Source organism: Gordonia sp. IEGM753 (assembly GCF_050321825.1).
Lineage (GTDB): Bacteria > Pseudomonadota > Gammaproteobacteria > Pseudomonadales > Pseudomonadaceae > Aquipseudomonas.
Window position 1 is genome coordinate 1482272 of record NZ_JBNQGB010000001.1, and the last position, 20237, is coordinate 1502508.

At 59.3% G+C, this 20237-nt stretch carries 11 protein-coding genes; 3 read left to right on the forward strand and 8 right to left on the reverse strand.

Translation table 11 applies throughout. The features are described 5' to 3' along the window. Positions 1–3: 3 nt before the first annotated feature. Entirely contained in the window at positions 4–639 is a 636-nt protein-coding gene (locus ACQR3R_RS06790) for an MliC family protein (protein WP_428271247.1), read from the reverse strand. Positions 640–760: 121 nt separating this feature from the next. Next, on the reverse strand, positions 761–1648 hold the full coding sequence (locus ACQR3R_RS06795) for a LysR substrate-binding domain-containing protein (protein ID WP_428271248.1): 888 nt from the start codon (positions 1646–1648) through the stop codon (positions 761–763). 237 nt (positions 1649–1885) lie between these two features. On the opposite strand from ACQR3R_RS06795, the gene speB reads away from it, so the two are divergent. Together speB and ACQR3R_RS06805 are read left to right on the forward strand one after the other, a co-directional pair. After that, the gene (gene speB, locus ACQR3R_RS06800) at positions 1886–2869 is read left to right on the forward strand and encodes an agmatinase (RefSeq protein WP_428271249.1); all 984 of its coding nucleotides are present in this window, start codon (positions 1886–1888) and stop codon (positions 2867–2869) included. 162 nt (positions 2870–3031) lie between these two features. Beyond that, complete coding sequence (locus ACQR3R_RS06805) at positions 3032–3355, forward strand: FKBP-type peptidyl-prolyl cis-trans isomerase (RefSeq protein WP_428271250.1); 324 nt, start codon at positions 3032–3034, stop codon at positions 3353–3355. Between the two features lie 142 nt (positions 3356–3497). Here ACQR3R_RS06805 and ACQR3R_RS06810 read toward each other — a convergent pair whose 3' ends face one another. The 4 genes from ACQR3R_RS06810 to ACQR3R_RS06825 form a co-directional block, all read right to left on the reverse strand. Next, the gene (locus tag ACQR3R_RS06810; protein WP_428271251.1) at positions 3498–5036 is read right to left on the reverse strand and encodes a cryptochrome/photolyase family protein; all 1539 of its coding nucleotides are present in this window, start codon (positions 5034–5036) and stop codon (positions 3498–3500) included. 21 nt (positions 5037–5057) lie between these two features. Next, positions 5058–5768, reverse strand: coding sequence for an SDR family NAD(P)-dependent oxidoreductase (locus ACQR3R_RS06815; RefSeq protein ID WP_428271252.1), 711 nt, complete (start codon positions 5766–5768; stop codon positions 5058–5060). 13 nt (positions 5769–5781) lie between these two features. Continuing rightward, positions 5782–6342, reverse strand: a complete 561-nt coding sequence (gene folE / locus ACQR3R_RS06820; protein ID WP_428271253.1) for a GTP cyclohydrolase I FolE — start codon at positions 6340–6342, stop codon at positions 5782–5784. A 66-nt stretch (positions 6343–6408) separates the two neighbouring features. Next, complete coding sequence (locus ACQR3R_RS06825; protein ID WP_428271254.1) at positions 6409–6849, reverse strand: DCC1-like thiol-disulfide oxidoreductase family protein; 441 nt, start codon at positions 6847–6849, stop codon at positions 6409–6411. Between the two features lie 218 nt (positions 6850–7067). On the opposite strand from ACQR3R_RS06825, the gene ACQR3R_RS06830 reads away from it, so the two are divergent. Beyond that, positions 7068–17591, forward strand: coding sequence for an autotransporter-associated beta strand repeat-containing protein (locus ACQR3R_RS06830; protein ID WP_428271255.1), 10524 nt, complete (start codon positions 7068–7070; stop codon positions 17589–17591). A gap of 128 nt (positions 17592–17719) precedes the next feature. Here ACQR3R_RS06830 and mdtD read toward each other — a convergent pair whose 3' ends face one another. Next, on the reverse strand, positions 17720–19114 hold the full coding sequence (mdtD, locus tag ACQR3R_RS06835) for a multidrug transporter subunit MdtD (RefSeq protein WP_428271256.1): 1395 nt from the start codon (positions 19112–19114) through the stop codon (positions 17720–17722). Continuing rightward, positions 19108–20193, reverse strand: a complete 1086-nt coding sequence (locus tag ACQR3R_RS06840; protein WP_428271257.1) for an alpha/beta fold hydrolase — start codon at positions 20191–20193, stop codon at positions 19108–19110. The genes mdtD and ACQR3R_RS06840 overlap by 7 nt, the downstream gene beginning before the upstream one ends. Positions 20194–20237: the final 44 nt, after the last annotated feature.

Consider the following 20237-nt stretch of genomic DNA (forward strand, 5'->3'; position numbering starts at 1 on the left):
CGCTTACTCGGCCGTGCAGCTGACGACACCTGAACCCGGTTTTTGCAACTGCAGCACTTCGCCGTTCTGCCAAAAGCTGTAATCGCCCTGTTTATCCTTGCCGGTGTAGCGGGTTCCCACGTCACTCGGCACCTGGTTCAAGGTGATCGACGTCGATGCCCATTTCAGGTAAACCGCGCCCGGACGGGTGTTGAAGAAGGTCGCGGATATCGGCGTGTTGACGCCGGTGCAGCGTAAAGCTTGCGGCCCTTCGGTGAGTCGGTCCGGGTCTTTGGTCCGCACGATTGCCGAGCCTTGACGCAGTTGGTAGGCGCGCTCGGCATAGCGGGCAATGACGCATGCCTTGGGCTGTGCTTCGGCGCCGCACAGGTTACGAATCACGCTCCATGACTGCTGGTCTTTCAAGACTTTATCCGGGCGCGGGTCGGAATGTTCATCGGTGAGCGCCAAGCGATACAGGCGCAGCACTTCCATGTCCATCTGCAGCAGTTGCGGATCGCGGCACACCAGTTTTTCGATGGTTGCCTTGGCCGTGCTGCAGTCGAAGGTGGTCTTGATGGGCGGTATGAATTCTTGCGCAGTCACCTGCGAGGCGGGGGCCGCGAGCAGGCAGAGCAAAAGGGTGGTAGTGGTTTTCATCTCGGCTTCACACACTTCATTACGTGACGCCCGGATTTTGTGCTGGGACCTATCGCAGTGTAAGTCAGTGAGCAAATCCTGCCAGACCACCCAGCGGCGGTTTGCAAAACGGCGGTGGCGATCACTTGAACGTGGCACTCATGCCTGTTTTCAGCGCTTGTATGAGCGGTTCTCTGGAGCGACCATTTTTAACGATCAGCGAAAATTCCGCCGTGTAGCCAAACGTATCGGGGCGCAGCACTTTCAAACGTTGCTCAGCGACCCAGCGCTGCGCCAAATGGTCTGGCAGATAACCAATATAGCTGCCGGACAACACCAGGATTAACTCGGCCTCCATGCTGTCCACGGTGGCGGAGCAGTCTTTGAAACCATGACGCAGTGCCTCCGTGCTGGACCAATACCCGCGCCCGACCAGCCTTTGACCCGTGATGGCGGCAACGTCCAGCTCGCTCTCCTTAAATAAGGGATGACGATCGCTGCAGTAAAGCCAGTGTTGTTCTATGTAGAGGCTGGTGTATTTAAGACCGCTCATTTTAGTGGGCAGAGAGCCAATGGCCAAGTCCAGTTTGCCTTCGATGACTTCACGTTGCAGTTTAAAAGGCCCGAGTATTTTCAAGTTGATGTGCACCCGTGGATTGTGCCGGGTGAACTCGCCAATGATATCGACGATGTTTATTTTTGGGTCACTTAACATTGAATCTAGAATGCCCAGCGACAACACACCGCGCAATTCGCCTTTGAGCTCCAATACATAATGCTCAAAGTTATCTATCTGCGAAAATATATCGACGGCTTGTTGATATATAAGCTGTCCTTTGCTGGTAAGGCTGAAGCCGGACCTGCCACGGTTACACAAAAGCATGCCCAACTGACTTTCAAGTTGGCTCATGTAAGTGCTGATGGCTGAGGTCGACATTTTCAGCTCTTGCTGCGCGGCTGAAAAGCCTTTGCATTTGGCCACGCACAAAAAAATACGTAACAGCCTGAGGTTGTAAAGTGGTTCTTTCATGGGTAATTCACCGTGTGTCTTGTGCCTTCTGATACCAGTTTGGATAGGCGATGTCCAGCACAGGCTGGGCTGTCGGACAGCGTTAGCGGTAGGTTCAACATTTCCAAAACTATGTATTTTGTATCTTGCAATATTGTTGTCGGTTTTTTTAAGCGAAGATTCCTGGCACGTGATGTGGGTCGCAAAGTGAGTAGTAAACCCTCATCAAAATGTACTGAAGATACAACAGGAGTCTGTATGGTTGATAACACGCGTCGAGAGCACTTTCCTGACGGCACAGACTATGATCCACAAAAGCGTCCCCGTTTTTCTGAGATCGCAACGTTTATGCGTGCGCCTTTGGCTAATAGTCTAAATGATGTCGATATCGGGATGATCGGTGTGCCGTTTGACGGCGGTACTTCATTTAAGCCAGGCGCCCGTATGGGGCCGCGTGGTGTTCGCCAGCAATCATGTTTGATGCGAACTAAAAACCCGGCATCCGGTATTGCACCGTTTGAGATGTGCCGCATTCGGGACATGGGTGACGTGTTTATAGAACAGATGTATGCGCTTGAAGCTGCACACACTTGCATCGAGCACTATTACAACGAAATTCAGCGTCGCAACATCATGCCGCTGACGGTGGGTGGTGACCACTCCATCACTTACCCCATTTTCAAGGCCATCGCTAAAGACAGCCCCATCGGCATGATTCATTTCGATGCGCACACCGACACCATGGACAGCCTTTACGGCTCCAAATTTTTCCACGGAGCGCCATTCAGACGTGCCGTTGAAGACGGACTGCTGGACCCCAAGCGCACTATCCAGATCGGCATACGCGGTTCAGAACATTCCGGAACTGCCAATTACAGCCTTGAATGCGGGATGCGGGTGATCTTCATCGATGAGTTTGATGAGTTGGGCGTAGAAGGCGTGCTCACGGAAATCAGGCGCGTGGTCGGCGACGGCAAAACCTACGTCTCGTTTGACGTCGACGGCCTGGACCCGGCATTTGCGCCGGGCACCGGTACACCTGAAGCGGGCGGGCTGTCGATGCGCGAGGCGCTTCGAATGATCAAGGGCTTGCGAGGGCTGAATCTGATTGGCGGGGACGTGGTCGAGGTAGCGCCAGACCTCGACCCCACGGGAATGACCGCGCTGAATGCCGCCACGATCATGTTCGAGATGCTGTGTGTGCTTGCCGAAGCGCGGGTCAATGCAATGCGCCACGATTGATCACCTGAATAGTTGATGTATGGATTGTTTTTTTCTTTATCCAATACATAACCAAAAACGCTAAAAACTGTAATAAATGACAGTAGACGTCGGAGAGCATTTGACAAAGGATTGAGGCGAGGGCGTTAGTCAGTTGCTGCGCCAACACACGAGGAATTGCACATGGGCGTTACACTGGAGACGATTACACCGGGTGACGGAATTACATTTCCCCAGACAGGGCAAACTGTCACCGTTCACTACACCGGTATGCTGGAGAATGGAACACAGTTTGACTCGAGCGTAAATCGCGGCCCACTTAAGTTCACAATAGGCAAAGGAGATGTCATCAAGGGCTGGGACGAAGGTGTCGCAAAAATGAGTGTCGGCCAAAAGAGCAAACTGACTATTTCGCCAGATTATGCCTATGGCGCCTCAAGTGTTCCGGGCAAAATACCCCCTAACGCAACACTTATTTTTGAAATAGAGCTTCTAGCGTTGAGCTAAAAGAATGAAAGTTCAAGCACGCTAAGCGGATGGTCGCGCTGGTTGTACCTTGAAATTCTGCGCACCAACCTTGGTGCGCTTACGCCATGGCCCGTTAAGGTGTTGGGAGTCGTCGAGCCGGAAATCAACGCGTGCCGTGTTTCTAAATCGACTCGCCCGCATCCAGTTTGGCGAGCAAATTCTGCCCGCGTTGCCAAAGCGCTTGTTGTTTGGATTCAGGCATGCGGTCGAGGTTTTTGTAGACCATGCCCATGCGTTGATTTCGGCGCAGCAGGTCGGCGTGGCGCATCACAAAATGCCAGTACAACGAATTGAAAGGGCAGGCATCTTCAGTGGTGCTTTCAGTGACTTTGTACGCACAGTTTCGGCAGTAGTCAGACATCCGTTTTATATACTGGCCGCTGGCGCAGTAAGGCTTTGAGCCCAGGTAACCGCCATCGGCGTGCATCACCATGCCCAACGTATTTGGCAGTTCCACCCAATCGAAAGCGTCCATGTAGATCGCCAGGTACCAGGTGCAGATCTCACTCGGGGCGATGCCGGCGAGCAGCGCAAAGTTACCGGTCACCATCAGCCGTTGAATGTGGTGCGCATAGGCATGCTCCAGGCTTTGGCCGATGGCTTGCTGCATGCAATTCATCCGGGTGTCGCCTGTCCAGTAGAACTCGGGCAGCGGCCTGCTGTTACCGAATGAATTGCCATGGGCATAGTCCGGCATCTTCAGCCAATAAACCCCTCGCACGTATTCACGCCAGCCGATCAGTTGCCGGATAAAACCTTCAGCCGCATTCAGCGGAACGTTGTGCGCCCAATAGGCGGCCTCGACGTCGCTGCACAGCTGTCGCACATCCAGCAGGCCGATATTAAGCGCGGCGCTGATACGTGCATGAAACAGAAACGGCTCGTCGCTGGCCATGGCGTCTTGATAGTCGCCAAAAGCCGCCAGGCCATACTCCAGGAAGTAGTCCCACAATGCCTGGGCGTCGGCATGGGTGACCGGATAGTCGAAGGTGTCGAGGGAACCGTAGTGGCTGCTGAAGTGTTTGCGCACCAGTGTCAGCACTTCCTCGGTGATTGCGTCTGCGGTGAATCGGGCCGGGTAGGGCGCAGACACGCCTTTGGGCAGTGCCTTGCGGTTGTCAGCATCAAAGTTCCAGGCCCCGCCGACCGGAGTGCCGTCGCCATTGATCAAGAGTCCGCTTTTGCGGCGCATCTCACGGTAGAAGAACTCCATGCGCAGCTGTTTTTTGCCGTCCGCCCACGCGCTGAACTCATCGCGGTTGCACAGAAAACGGCTATCGGCGTGCCACGTGATCGGCAACCCACAGTCCTTTAGCGACTGCTCCAGGCGCCAATCACCACATTCCGTGAGGTGCACTTCATGGGGCTTCAACAGTGTGTGCCAACGCTGCAGTTCACTGGGCACCGAGCCGCTGTTTTGTGGGTCGTCGAGGGGGACGTACTGCACGCGCATTCCACGCTGTCGCAATGCCTCGGCAAAATGGCGCATGGCACTGAAGATCAGCACAATTTTTTGCGGGTGATGGGGCACGTGGCTGGCTTCTTCCATCACCTCCACCAACAGCACTGCATCGTGCTCGGGATCGAGCGCGTGCAATGAAGCAAGGTCGAAGGACAACTGGTCGCCGAGGACCAGGCACAACCGCCTGATTTTAGTCATCACAAGCCACCTGGCCAGCGCTCACCACGGCAAACGCTCGCCGTCATAAGCAAAGAACTGACCGCTGTCCGCAGCGCCGAGACGGTCAATCAATGAGAGCAATTCACGCGCCGCGACCCGCGCCGGCCTGGCTGCAGCGGCGCCGCTGAAAGGTTGGGAAAGGCTCGAAATCACGGTGCCGGGATGCAGGCTCAACAGCCGTGTTTGAGGCCGGGTGCGGGCAAGTTCGATGGCGGCGGTTTTAATCAGCATGTTCAACGCCGCTTTCGAAGAACGGTAGGCGTACCAACCGCCCAATCGGTTATCGCCAATGCTGCCGACTTTGGCCGAAAGCATGGCCATTGCGCCGTATGGATCAAGCAACGGCAAAAAATGCCGCAACACCAGCGCGGGCCCCAGGGTGTTCACTTGAAACACTGCCTGGAGCGCCTCTGCATCAATCGCAGCAAAGGTTTTTTCAGGCTTGATGTTGCCCCGATGCAGCAGTCCTGCGGCGTGCACAATTAACTGATACGGCGCTTCGGCGGCCAATTCGGCGGCGGCGCTGGCAATACTTTCAGGCTGTTCCAGATCCAGTCCCGGTGAGGTGTGGCGCGTCAACGCCCGGACAATCGCGCAGCGTGAATCCTGATCCAGCCATTCACAGAACGCCGAGCCGAGTGCACCGCTCCCGCCAATCACCAACGCCCGGTAACCGTCACCGAGGGAGTTCATGTTGAAGGCATCGTTCATTGGATGGCTCCCTTCAATTTCGTCGGCCAATCAATTGCAGGAACTCGAGCCTGGTCGTGGACGACTCGCGAAAGGCGCCCAGCATCACCGAGGTGGTCATCACCGAATTCTGCTTTTCGACGCCCCGCATCATCATGCACATATGCTTGGCTTCGATGACGACGGCAACGCCCGCGGCATCGGTGACGTTGCGGACCGCGTCGGCGATCTGTTTGGTCAGGTTTTCCTGTATCTGTAACCGGCGGGCAAACATGTCGACAATCCGCGCCACTTTCGACAAACCCAGGACGCGCCCGGTGGGGATGTACGCCACGTGGGCCTTGCCGATAAAGGGCAGCATGTGGTGCTCACACAGCGAATACAGCTCGATGTCACGCACGATCACCATTTCATCGCTTTGCGATTCGAACAGCGCGCCGTTGATGACTTCATCAAGGTTCAATTCGTAGCCGTTGCACAGGTACTGCATCGCTTTGGCTGCGCGTTTTGGGGTGTCCAGTAAACCCTCGCGGTCTGGATTCTCACCTACGCCGACTAGAATTTCGCGGTAATGCTCGGCTAATGACGGGTGCATTTTTGCTTCCTCGCAGCGCTGCTGCGCATGATGTCGCGGTAACCCTTGGCAGGAGGGTAAAGCCTGTTACACAACCTTCTTCGGTTTGGGATCGAGTTCAACCGTGCAGGCATTGTCGCGGCAGCGGCGGTTTCCCTCGGGGTGAGGCAGCCATGCCAAATGCGGGCGCAAACGACAGAACAGCCGATAGCCGACGGCAAGCAATGGCCGTAACACGGGCCATGTCAGCGGTGCGGCCCAACGCCCCAAACCGGCAGCCCGCCAACTCCACAGTGTCGCGTCCAGGCCTTTGACCCAGCGCCCATCGGCGAACCGGGCATGCAGTGAATCCTGCATTTGTTCAACGGTGAAACCGAAGGTATGGGCCTCGAATTCCACGCTGCTCATGTCAACCAACAGCAAACGCTGCGGCGCTGCGTGGCGGCGCAGGAGCTTTATTTCTCGGGCGCAGAGCGGACAGTCACCGTCGTAGTACAGCGTGAGTGGCCATTGCTCTTTGTTGTACATGGTATGTCGCCGTGTATAGGTTCTGTACAAGATAGGCCGAAAGATTCGGTCTGACAATGGGCGCGAATTTTTAATCATTCCGGGCGGTTATCGCGAAAGTATTAACACCATTTAATCGATGTCCGCTGCTGGGCATCGACTAGCGTGTATCAGGAATTTAACGGTTTTTGATGACCGTCGCAGTCAAGGAAGAAGTGTCCACTACAAGGAGTAGCCCCGTGGAAGCAAGGTCTGGTATTGCCCTCGTCTCGCGTTTTTCCAAACTGTCCATTGCTGTACAACTGAGCGTCGCCGGACTGTTGTTCGGTGGGATTAGTGCCGAGGCTTTGGCGAGTTGCTCAACGATTGGAGCGACAGTGACGTGCAGCGGCACGCCACTACCGCTCAACACCTTCGCCAGCGCTACTAACAATTTGACGGTCAACGTCGGTACCGGAACGCAAATGAACGCCGTTCTCGGCGGCCATGTGCTGGACCTGACCGGGATCAACATAACACTGAATAACAGCGGCACCATTGACCCGGCGGTTTTGGGCGGTGCTTTGTCAGTGTTGAGTGGCGGTGCGTTCATCGGCACCGTTGCGACCAGCACGGTCAACGTGCTCAACAACGTTGGCGGGATTATTCGCGGCACTGGGGCGTTACTCGGGGTTGGGCTGCCTCTGACCAGCATCGAAGGTCTGGCCATTGCCGTACACAATGCCGCTGCCGGCACCACTAGCATCACCAACAACGGCACCATCACTTCTACGGGGCTGGCGATCGGTGGCGTGACCTTGGCGGATGCGCCAGTCATTGGTGTTTACGGCGGCTCGCAAGTCAACATGACCAACAGCAACACAGGGACTGTCACCGGCCGGGTGGCGTTCGAAACTTCAGCCGCGGGTAACAGCTTTACCAATGCGGGCACCATCAACGGCAGCGTGTCGATGGGGGGAAACAGCACCAACACCTTTACTGCGGTGACCAATTCATCGGTCAATGTCGGTGACGGGGTTCAGATCACTGTCGGTCTCGGCGGCCTGATCAACGTCAACCTGACCTTCGCTCCCACCGGCACGGTAGACGGCGGCGCGAGCGGCACCAACAGCTTGATACTGCAAAACCCGACGGGTGTTGGCGGAGACACCTCCGGCATCGGTACCGCCTCCAGCGCCACTTACGTCAATTTCAATAACCTGACAATCAATAGCGGTACCTGGACATTGCTGGGACCACTGGTCAGCGGTGCCACTACGCTCAACGGTGGCGTCGCCCAATTCAACAACAACGCGACATTTGGCAGCGGTGTGCTGACCTCCAACGGCGGGATCATCGAGGCCAGCAACGCCGGGTTGAACGTCAGCAACCTGATTTCGCTGGGGGCGGGCGGCATGACCGTACGTGGCACCAACGACACGACGTTGAGTGGCGTGATTTCGGGCAGCGGCGGCCTGACCAAAGTCGACGCTGGCCAGTTGAATCTCAGCGCGGCCAACACCTACCTGGGCAATACAACGCTCAACGGCGGTATCGTTCAGTTGGGCAACAATCTGGCGCTGAGTACCGGCACCCTCAATTTCATCGGGGCGACCAGTTTGTCGGCGCCGGGCACTATCAGCTTGAACAACGCCATCAGCCTTGGCGGCACGATGACCGCCACGGGCGCTGGTGCATTGACCCTTGGCGGGTTGATCAGCGGCAGCAGCGGGATTACCAAAACCGGCATCGGCAGCCTGAAGCTCGCTGGTGCCAACACCGGTTACACCGGCACCACGACCCTGAGTGCTGGCAGTTTACTGGTGACCAATAACAACTCACTCGGCAGCGGTGCGCTGACCACTGCCGCTGGCACCGGCCTGGACAGCACCGCCAACGTGACATTGGCCAACAACGTGGGGATGACGGGCGTTCTCAATACGTTCGGCAGCAATGCCTTGACCCTTAGCGGCGTATTGACCGGTACCGGGGGCATTGCCAAATTCGGCAGCGCCAGACTGACCCTCAGCGGTAACAACAGCAACAGCGGCAATACTGCGCTCAACGGCGGCAGCTTGTTTGTAGGCAGCAATACCGCGCTCGGCACCGGCGTGTTGAACGCGGCGACCGGCACCACGCTCGATGCGACCACGGCAGTGACCTTGGCGAATGCTGTCGCGTTGGCGGCGGATTTGAGCATCGGTGGTACCCAAGCGCTGGGGCTGAGCGGTGTCGTCACTGGCGGCGGTAACCTGATCAAAAATGGCACCGCGAACCTGACTCTCAGCGGTAACAACACCTTCTCGGGCGGCACCGCACTCAACGCTGGCACACTGATAGTCGGCTCCAACACCGCGCTGGGCACTGGCGCATTAACCACAGCAGCAGGCAGCACCCTCGACGCCAGCACCACGGTGGCACTGACCAACGCAGTGTCCCTGGGCGGTAATCTGAACATTGGCGGCAGCGCCAACCTGACCCTTGGCGGCATCGTCAGCGGCAGTGGCGGCCTGACCAAAAACGGTGCTGCCAATCTGATTCTCAATGGCAGCAACACCTTCCTGGGTGCCATCGCATTGAATGCTGGGACCGTGACGGCCGGCGCGAATGCCGCACTCGGCAGTGGCAATATTACTGTCGGCGGCGCTGCAACGCTGGACGCTAACAGTGCGGTAACGCTGAACAACAGCGTCATCCTCAACAATGCCCTGACCATCGGTGGCAGCAATGGATTGACCCTGGGAGGCGTAATCAGCGGTGTCGATCAGTTGATCAAGAACGGCACCGCCAACCTGACCCTCAACGGTGCCAATACCTTCAGCGGTGGCTCTACGCTGAACGCTGGCAGCCTCACCGTTGGCAACGGTGGGGCACTCGGCACCGGCGCACTGACCGTGGCCGGTGCGGGCACCCTCAACAGCAGCTCGGCGGTGACGCTGAACAACGCGATCACCCTCAATGCCAACCTTACCGCTGGCGGCGCCAATGCGCTGACCCTCGGCGGCGTCATCAGTGGTGGCAACGGTTTGACCAAAAACGGTACGTCGAGCCTGACCCTCAACGGCACTAACACCTATACCGGCACCACCACGTTGAGTGCCGGCTCGCTGATTGTCGGCTCCAACACCGCGCTCGGCACTGGCGCGCTGAATGCGGCGAACACCACCACGCTGGACGCCAACACTGCGGTAGCCCTTGCCAACAACGTCAACCTCGGCGGCACGTTGACCGTTGGCGGCACTCATGCGCTGACCCTCGGCGGCGTGGTTGCCGGTGCCGGCGGGCTGATCAAAAGCGGCGCTGCCGACCTGACTCTCAACGGAGCCAACACCTACCTGGGCAACACCGCGTTGAACACCGGCAAGCTCACTGTCGGCAACAACACTGCGCTCGGTAGCGGTACTCTGAACGCAGCGGCCAACACCACGCTGGATGCCAACACCAACGTCAGCCTGAACAACGCAGTGGCACTGGCCGGCGCGTTAAATATCGGTGGCAGTGCAGACCTGACCCTGACCGGCCTGGTCAGCGGCGCTGGCAGCCTGGTGAAAAACGGCGCGTCCAACCTGACGCTCAACGCGGTCAATAACTTCATCGGTGGGACTACGTTGAACGCCGGCACGCTGACCGTCGGCAACAGTTCTGCGCTGAGCAGCGGTGCCCTGACCGTGGGTGGTGCAGCGACTCTGGACAGCAATTCGCCGCTGGTAAACCTGACCAACGCTATCGTGCTCAATGCGGCGTTGACCATCGGTGGCACGCAAAACCTTGGGCTGGCGGGCGTCATCAGCGGTACCAGCCAGTTGACCAAGAACGGCGCGGCCAACCTTTCCCTGAACGGCAACAACACCTTCAGCGGCGGCACCACCCTCAACAGCGGCACACTGACCCTGGGTAATACCAACGGTTTGGGCAGCGGCGGATTGATCGTCGGTGGCGCGGCGACGCTGGATAACAGCCTGTCATTTGGCATCGGCAACGCAATCACGTTGAACGCCGGGCTGACCGTCGAGGGCAACAACGACTTGAGACTCAATGGCATCATCGATGGCGCCGGCAGCCTGACCAAAAGCGGTCTGGCGGACCTGACCCTGGCCGGCAACAACAGCTTCACTGGCGCTCTGAACATCCTCTCCGGCAGCGTCACCACCCTCAACACCAACGCGTTGGGCAACACCTTTGGCGTGAACATCAGCGCCGGCGCCGGGCTCAATCTGGGCAGCAACGCAAGCCTGGCGGGGCTGACCGGCAACGGTAGCGTGCAACTGACCGGCAGCAATACGCTGACCGTCGGCGGCTTCAGCAGCTCCAGCACCTTCGATGGCGACCTCAGCGGCAGCGGCGGCCTGATCAAAGTCGGCACGGGTACCTTTAACCTCACCGGCATCAGCGGCATCAGCGGTAATACCACTGTCAATGCCGGCACCTTGAACCTGTCCGGCTCGTTGAACAGCGCACAGGTCAATGTCAATACCGGCGGTAGCATGACGGGTACCGGCTCGGTTATCGGTTCTTTGAATATCAATAATGGCGGCCATCTGTTGTTGTCATCAGGCGATACGCTCGCGGCCAGTACTTTGACGCTCGGTGCTGGCAGCAATGTGGACGTGAAGCTTGCCACGCCGTCAACCGCGTCGCTGATGAACATCGGCGGTAACCTGACCCTTAACGGTAATCTGAACGTCACCGATGCAGGTGGCTTCGGCATCGGCGTGTACCGTCTGTTCAACTACACCGGTTCGCTGACCGATTTGGGCCTGGATGTTGCCAGCGTGCCGCTCGGTTACGCGCTCGGCGATCTGGTGGTGCAGACCGGGGTTGCCAATCAGATCAACATTCAAGTGTCGGCTCCCAATTCCAACATTCGCTACTGGGACGGTAGCCAGACCAACGCTGACGGCGTGGTCGATGGCGGCACCGGTACCTGGAATAGTGTTGGCAATAATTGGACGAACGCCAACGGCTTGGCTAACCAGCCCTGGGCCGGTGACTTCGCGGTATTCCAGGGCACGGCGGGCACCGTGACGGTCAATGGCACGCAGTTGTTCACCGGCATGCAATTGCTCACCGACGGCTACAACCTGGTGAGTGGTGCGGCGGGGCAACTCACCGCCGTCAACGGAACCGGTGGCACCACCGCGGTGCGTGTCGATCCGGGCGTGACCGGCACCCTGGGCGTCAACATCAACGGCAGTGGCATTCTCAACAAACTCGACAGCGGCACCCTCGTACTTAACGGCGCCAACACCTACAGCGGTGGCACGCAACTGGACGGTGGCATGCTGGTTGTCGGCAGCAACACTGCACTGGGCTCGGGCACGCTGACGGCCAACGCCGGGACGCAACTGGACAGCAACGCGACGGTCACACTGGCCAACGCGGCGACACTCAACGGCAACCTCACCGTGATCGGCAGCAATTCGCTGACCCTGAACGGTGTGATCGGCGGCACCGGGGGCTTGATTAAAAGCGGCGCGGCCAACCTGACCCTTGGCGGCAATAATGCCTTCCTCGGACCGGTGGCTCTGAACGCGGGCGGTCTGATTCTGGCGTCCAACTCGGCGCTGGGTTCCGGCACACTGAATGCGGCTGACGGCACCACGCTGGATACCAGCACCGGGATTTCGCTGAACAACGCGGTGAACCTGGACGGCAACCTCAGCATCGGTGGCACTGCGGGTTTGACGCTTGCCGGCACGGTTAATGGCGCCGGCAGCCTGACCAAAAACGGCGCATCGAACCTGACCCTGAGCGGCAACAACAACTTCTCTGGCGGCATCACCCTGAACGCAGGCACCTTGACCACCGGCAGCAACTCGGGGCTGGGCCAAGGCAACCTCACCGTGGCCGGTGCCTCGGCGCTGGACAGCAATAGCGCGCTAAGCCTGGGCAGCAACGTGGTGCTCAACGCCAACCTGAGCAACATCGGCAACAACAATCTGACCCTGGCCGGGGTTGTCAGCGGCGCTGGCGGATTTGTCAAGAATGGCGCGTCGAACCTGACGCTTAACGGCATCAACACCTTCTCCGGGGGCACCACGCTGAACGCCGGCGCGTTGACCCTCGGCAATAGTGCCTCAATCGGCTCCGGCGCACTGACCGTGGGGGGCGCAGCGACCCTCGACAGCAGCTCGCCACTGGTGCTCGCCAACACCCTCAACGTCAACGCCAATCTGAGCCTGGCCGGCAACAACAACTTGACCCTTGGTGGCGTAATCGCCGGCACCGGGACGCTGACTAAAAACGGTCTGGCCGACGTGACCTTGAGCGGCAACAACACCTTCGGCGGCACTTTCGATGTGTTGTCCGGCAGCCTGACCACCCTCAGCACTGGCGCACTGGGCAACAACGCCACGGTCAATCTCGGCGGTGGCGCGGCGCTCAACCTTGGCGCTTCGGGCAGCCTTGCCAGACTCACCGGCAGCGGCACCGCGCTGATCGGCACCGGCAACACATTGAGCCTCGGCGGCACCAACGTCAGCAGTACCTTCGCGGGCATTTTCAGCGGTGACGGCGGGTTAACCAAACTCGGCACCGGCACCCTGACCCTGAGCGGTGTCAGCGACCTGAGCGGCGACACCAACGTCAACGCCGGTACGTTGCAGGTCAACGGTTCGCTGGCCAGCGCCAACGTGCTGGTTAACAGCGGCGGCACCCTCGGTGGCAGCGGTACATTGACCGGTGCGGTCACCGTGGCCGATGGCGGTCATCTGGCGGGCGCCACCGGCAGTACCTTGTCGGTGGATTCGCTGGTGTTCAGCGCTAACTCCAACTTCGACGTCGGCCTCGGTACGCCGGTGTCTGGTGGTGGCAACGCTTTGGTCAATGTCGGCGGCAACCTGACGCTCGATGGCACGCTTAACGTCAGCGACATCGGCGGCTTTGGCAGCGGCGTGTATCGCCTGATCAACTACACCGGCGGCTTGACCGACAACGGCATGCTGATCGGTGCCATCCCCGGCAGCGTCACCGCAGGCGACTTGCAACTGCAAACCGCACTGGCCAATCAGATCAACCTGCTGGTCAGTGCACCCGGCGTCACCGTGCAGTTCTGGGACGGCAACCAATTGATCGCCAATGGCTCGGTTGACGGTGGCAGCGGCGTCTGGGGCAGCGGTACCACCAACTGGACCGACGTCAACGGCACCACCAATCAGGCCTGGACCAATAACTTTGCGGTGTTCCAGGGAGCGGCGGGCACGGTGACGGTCAATGGTGCACAAACCATTACCGGCATGCAGTTCGTTACCGATGGCTACAGTCTGCAGAACGGTACGGCCGGGTCACTGAATCTGGTCAACGGTTCGCTGGGCAATGCTTCGGTGCGGGTTGATCCGAACGCCACTGCGACCCTTGGTGTCGCGCTGAATGGCGCCGGTATCCTGGGTAAGTATGACACCGGCACCCTGGTGCTCAACTCGGTCAACGGCTACACCGGAGGTACCGCGTTGAATGGCGGCAAATTGGTGGTTGGCAATAACGCAGCGCTTGGAACCGGGGTGTTGACCGCTGCCGACGGCACTGCTTTGGACAGCAACACAACGGTCAGCCTCGGCAACGCGGTGGTGCTAAATGGTGGTTTGAACATTAGCGGCTCCAATGCCTTGACCCTCGGCGGCGTAATCAGCGGCAGCGGCAGCCTGATCAAGGCTGGCGCATCAAGCCTGACGCTCAACGGCAGCAACACCTACAGCGGCGGCACTCAGCTCAACGGCGGGGCGCTGATCCTGGGTAACAACAGCGCCATCGGCAGCGGGGCGCTGAGTGTGCTCGGCGATGCCACACTCGACAGCACCTCGGCGTTACAACTGGCCAACGCCGTCAACCTGGGGGCGCAACTGACACTTGCCGGCAATCAGAGCATCCGCCTGATCGGCGCCGTCGCCGGCAGCGGCAGCCTGGTCAAAAACGGCAGCGGCAGCCTGCTGCTTAGCGGTGCCAACACCTACAGCGGCGGTACCATGCTGAACGGCGGCAGCACCACTGGCGATACCAGCAGCCTGCAGGGCGCCATCGTCAATAACGCCACGCTGACCTTCGAGCAAAACAGTGACGGCAGCTACACCGGCAACCTCACTGGCACCGGCACCCTCAATAAAACCGGCACCGGCCAATTGCTCCTGAGCGGTAACAACGCCATCACCGGCAACACCTCGGTGCAGGCCGGCACATTGACCGTTAACGGCGTGCTCAATAGCGTCAATGTCGATGTCGCCAGCGGCGCCAAAATCGGCGGCAGCGGTCAGCTCGGCGGCGCCGTGCAACTGGCCAGCGGCGCGACACTCGTCGGTGGCGGCACGGCCACACCGTTGTCGGTGGGTTCACTGGCGTTGTCTTCGGGAAGCAACCTGGACTTCAGTCTCGGCTCGGCCTCCAGCTCCACGACGGTGGTCAACGTTGCGGGCAACCTGACCCTCGACGGCACGTTGAACATCAGTAACGCCGGTGGTTTCGGCGCCGGGGTTTATCAACTGTTCCGCTATGGCGGCAGCTTGACCGACAACGGCCTGGTGTATGGCAGCCTGCCCGTGTCGGCAGCTAATCTGAGCTTGCAAACGGGTTTGGCCAATCAGGTGAACTTGCTGGTGCAAGGTACGCCGGGTGAAGTGCAATTCTGGAATGGCGGCACAACCAACCCAGACGGCACCGTCGGTGGCGGCAGCGGTGTGTGGGGCCCTGGTACTAACTGGACCGATCCGACCGGCACCCAGGCACTCGCCTCGAACGGTCAGTTCGCGGTGTTCGCCGATCAGGGCGGCACGGTGACGGTGCAAGGAAATCAGAGCTTCACCGGGTTGCAGTTTTTGGTCGGCGGTTACAGCTTGGTGCCTGGCGCCGGTGGCAGCCTGACACCGGTCAACGGCGCCGGCGGTACCCTGGCGCCGGTTCGGGTCAATGCCGGTGCAAGCACTGAAATTTCGGTTCCACTGGTGGGCACGGGTGGCATCGAGAAACTTGACTCCGGAATCCTGGTGCTCACGGGGGCCAACACCTACAGCGGTGGCACCACCGTCAGCGGCGGTACGCTGATCGGTAACACCACCAGCCTGCAAGGCAACATCACCGACAACGCCACCTTGGTGTTCCAGCAGAACACCAATGGCCAGTTCAACGGCCGGCTCAGTGGTCTTGGTGCAATGGCCAAACGCGGCGCGGGCACGTTGTTGTTGACCGGCGATCAGCCGTTCAGCGGCGCTTTCTCGGTGGATCAAGGTGTGCTGCAAGTCGGCAGCCGAGCGGCCCGTGCGTCGCTGGGGGCGCAGGTGACCGTCGCCAATGGCGCCGGGCTGAGCGGCAACGGCAGCGTCGGCTCCATCGTCAACCACGGTGTCGTGGCCTCGGGGGCAGCAGACGGTACGCTGAGCGTGGCCGGCAACCTGACCAACGCGGCGGACGGGGTGTTGGCCCTGACCGTCAGCTCATCCACGGCCACACCGTTGGCGGTCGGTGGCACTGCAACCCTTGGCGGCAGCCTGCAAGTCAACAGCCTGGCACCGTTCACCGGCAACACCACGTACTCGCTGATCACTGCGGGCGGCGGCGTCATCGGTACCTTCAGCAGCACGAACATGCCGCAGTACGCGTTCCTCAACACGGCGCTGAGTTACGGCGCTGATTCAGTCACGCTGGCTGTCAGCCGCAATGGCAATTCGTTCGTCGACGTTGCGGCCACTGGTAATCAGCGCAACACCGCGTCGGCGTTGTCACGCAACGGCGCAGCAGGTGCTGCCTTGCAGGGGCAAATCGTCAACTTGAGCGTTGCCGGTGCGCGCAATGCGTTCGACAGTCTGTCCGGAGAAATTCACGCCAGTACCGCCAGCGCAGCACTCGAAGATTCGCGCTTCATTCGTGAAGCGGTCAACGATCGCATGCGTCAGCCAACCTGCAGTGCCGCAGGCGACCCACGCAAGACCCTGGCACCGACCGATGCCCAACTCAGCAGCAACGGCTGCCACGGCGAAATGGTTGGCTGGATTCGTGCTCTCGGCGCCTGGAGCGATATGGATGGCACCCGCAACAGCGCCCAAGTGGATCGCAACCTCGGTGGTTTCATGCTCGGCACCGACAAGCCACTGGACGACACCTGGCGTGCAGGCATGGCGGCTGGCTACACCCGCAGTAACCTCAATGTCCATGATCGTCATTCCGATGCGTCGGTGGACAGCTACCACTTGGCGGGTTATCTGAGTTCGCAATTCGACGCATTGGCCGTGCGTCTCGGCGCAGCATATAGCTGGCACAGCATCGAGACTAAACGCGACGTCAGCGTCGGCAGCTACAACGATCGCCTGAAGGCCGATTACGACGCTCGCAGCGCCCAGGTATTCGGCGAAGTCGGTTACACCATTGACGCTGCCGGCATCGCTGTAGAACCGTTTGCCGGCCTGTCCTACGTCAACTACGACACCGACACCGCCAAGGAAAAAGGTGGAGCGGGGCGCCTGAAGGCCGATGCCGACCAGGACATCACCTACTCAACACTCGGTATACGCGTCGGCAAGTTGTTGACCCTGGCCAATGGCAGTCAATTGACTCCACGTGCCGCCATCGGCTGGCGACATGCCTACGGCGACACCACGCCTGACGCTGACCTGACCTTCATCGACGGCGGTGCTTCGTTCAGTACACAAGGCGTACCGATTGCCAAGGACAGCGCGTTGCTCGAAGCCGGGGTCGACTTCCAGATCACACCGGCGGGCAAGCTCGGTATCGGTTACTCGGGGCAAGTCTCCAGCGAGACCAACGACCATGCGATGACCATCAGTTTTAGTCAGAGCTTCTGATAGAGATCGAAGTACTTCAGCCGCCCGTAAGGGCGGCTTTTTTGTGCCCATGAGGCTCCCGGTCAAGGCTATCAAAGCCAATGTGGGCCGCACTTCAAGGGTGCCATGTCCCTTCCGGGACAAAGCGCTCACCTTGTACGCTGCGCCTGCTCCTTCAATCGCCAGAAAATGCCCGCCGATAACACTGTCAGTACGCCCATGAACGCAAAGGTGGCCTGAAATGCCGGTCGTGTTGCCTGTGCGTGTCCGGCAAACAAGTGAGTGAAGAACACCAGCAATCCACCGGCGCACGAAACGCCAAGCCCCATGGAAAGCATTTGCACCATGGTCAGGGCGCTATTGCCGCTGCTGGCGTGATGTGGGCCAAGGTCTTTGAGGGTCAGCGTACTCATGGCGGTCAGCTGCAACGAGTTCAGCGCACCAAAAAGGCAGAGCATCAGCACCTGCACGAGCAGACTCCGTGGCCCGTGACCGATCGCGAAACTGGCGATGGTGAGGCCGATAAAAAGGGTATTGGCTACCAGAAAGTTTCGGTAGCCCACGCGGATAATCAGCGGGGTGGTCAGTGGCTTCACAGCGATGCCTGCCAAGGCAACGGGCAGCATCAGCAAGCCAGCATTCAGCGGCGAGTAGCCCTGAGAAACCTGTAAAAACAGTGGCAACAAAAACGGTGTCGACGAGCAGCCGAGGCGGGCGGCGAAGTTGCCCAATAAACCCACACGCAAGCTGTTAACGACAAACAAGCTGGGCGGGTACATCGCTTCACGGTAACGCTTTGCATGTCGCCAATAACCCGCAATCGCAGCCAATCCCGACATCGTCAGCGCCAATGCAAGGCGCCAGTCGAAACCGAAACTCGCAATGCCGTCCAGCGCCAAGGTGATGCACAGCATCCCTGCCGCCAGCAATGCGTACCCGGTAAAATCGAAACGACTCAGGCCTGCCAACGGTTTTCCCGGCATATATTTCCAGGCGCCAAGTATCCCGATACATCCCACTGGCACGTTGATCAGAAAGATCCATTGCCAACTGGCGATTTGCACCAGCCATCCGCCCAATGCAGGGCCAATCAACGGACCAATCAGGCTGGGGATGGTGACAAAACTGATGGCCGGCAACAGGCGGGCTCCGGTGAACAGGCGAATCACGGCGAGCCTGCCCACCGGCAACATCAGTGCGCTGCCCAGTCCCTGGAGGATACGGGCAGCCAGCAGTTGCTCAAGGGTGTGTGCCAGGCCGCAGCACAGCGAGCCTGCAGTGAACAACGCAATGGCCGTGAGGTAGGTGCGCCGCGTGCCGAAGCGATCAGCGAGCCAACCGGAGGCTGGAATCAGCAACGCCATGGTCATCACGTAGGCAACGATGACCGACTGCATGCTCAGCGGACTTTCACCGAAGCTGCGTGCCATGGTCGGCAGCGCCGTGGTGACGATTGTGGCATCGAGGGTCAGCATGAAAAGGCCACCCGCCACCAGCCACAACAACGATCGGTCGGACTGCGGTTTAACTTCAGTGGTCAACATTCATGGGTGTCCGCGATCCAACGGTGCAGCAGCTCGGCGATTTCCCGGCTGTTACGCTCCAGCATCAGCATGTGGCCGTTACCGGTGATGCCAAAGTCTTCGAGCTGCCAGTGAGTTACCGGTACGCCGGCCTGCTGCAGATACGCAGCACTAGCGTGGTCGTAAAGCGCATGAAAAGACGCTTCGCCGGTGATGATCAAGAACGGTATGGCCTGCAGGTTGATCAACTGGCGTGCCGGTTCTTGCTGCAACCAGCCCGGCAGTCGATCTGCTCGAGTCGCGGGGCTTCTGACTACCGACAGTTGCTGATCTTCGCGCAACGCTGGCTCGTACGTCAGCTCGATGTCGGCGATACCCCAGCGGCGTTTTTGCGTGTCATCCAGCACCGGGCTTTCGCCTTTCTGTGCCTGCTGCATGGACATGTTCACCACGGGCGGCCCTTGCGGTTCGACGCACACGACCGCTTTAACCAGGTTTGGCCGAACATCCGCCAACAGCCAGCCATAGGGCCCCGACTGCGAATGAGTGATCAAAACAGCTTCGCCAATTCTATCCAGCAGTGCAGCCCCGGCGGCCTGGAACATCTGTTGGCTTTTCGCGCTGTCGGCTATATAGGGGACTTGTGAGGCATAAAATGCATCGAAGACCGGGTCACCTTTGCGGCCCTCGCCAGGCCATTGCGTGTGCATCTTCGCTTGCGGCCATTCGCCCTGAGCCGTGGCGGTGAAGTAGCGCTCGACAACTGCAACCGGCGCAACGGCCAGTTCGCCGTCCAGTGGGGCGTGCCAGGGTGAACGTCCTCGCGCTGGCTGATCGACCAGGTAAACCTCATATCCTAGCTCTGCGAATACATGAGCCCAACCCGGGCGACCGTCAGGAGTTTTTAGCCAATTGGTAGCGGTTTGGGCGGTGCCATGCACCAGCACCAGCGGATAGCGGCGTGTCACCGTGGCGGGCCTTAGCACCTCGACATACATTTGCCCGCTCATGACCTCCTTGCCGGGAAGGCCAACGTACTCACCGCCGACATAGAAGAAATCGTGGCTCACATTTACAGCGTCAGTCTTATTGTTATGCATTTATTCACATCCGAATCGGGAGGCGTGTACGAATCGCGGGCTGA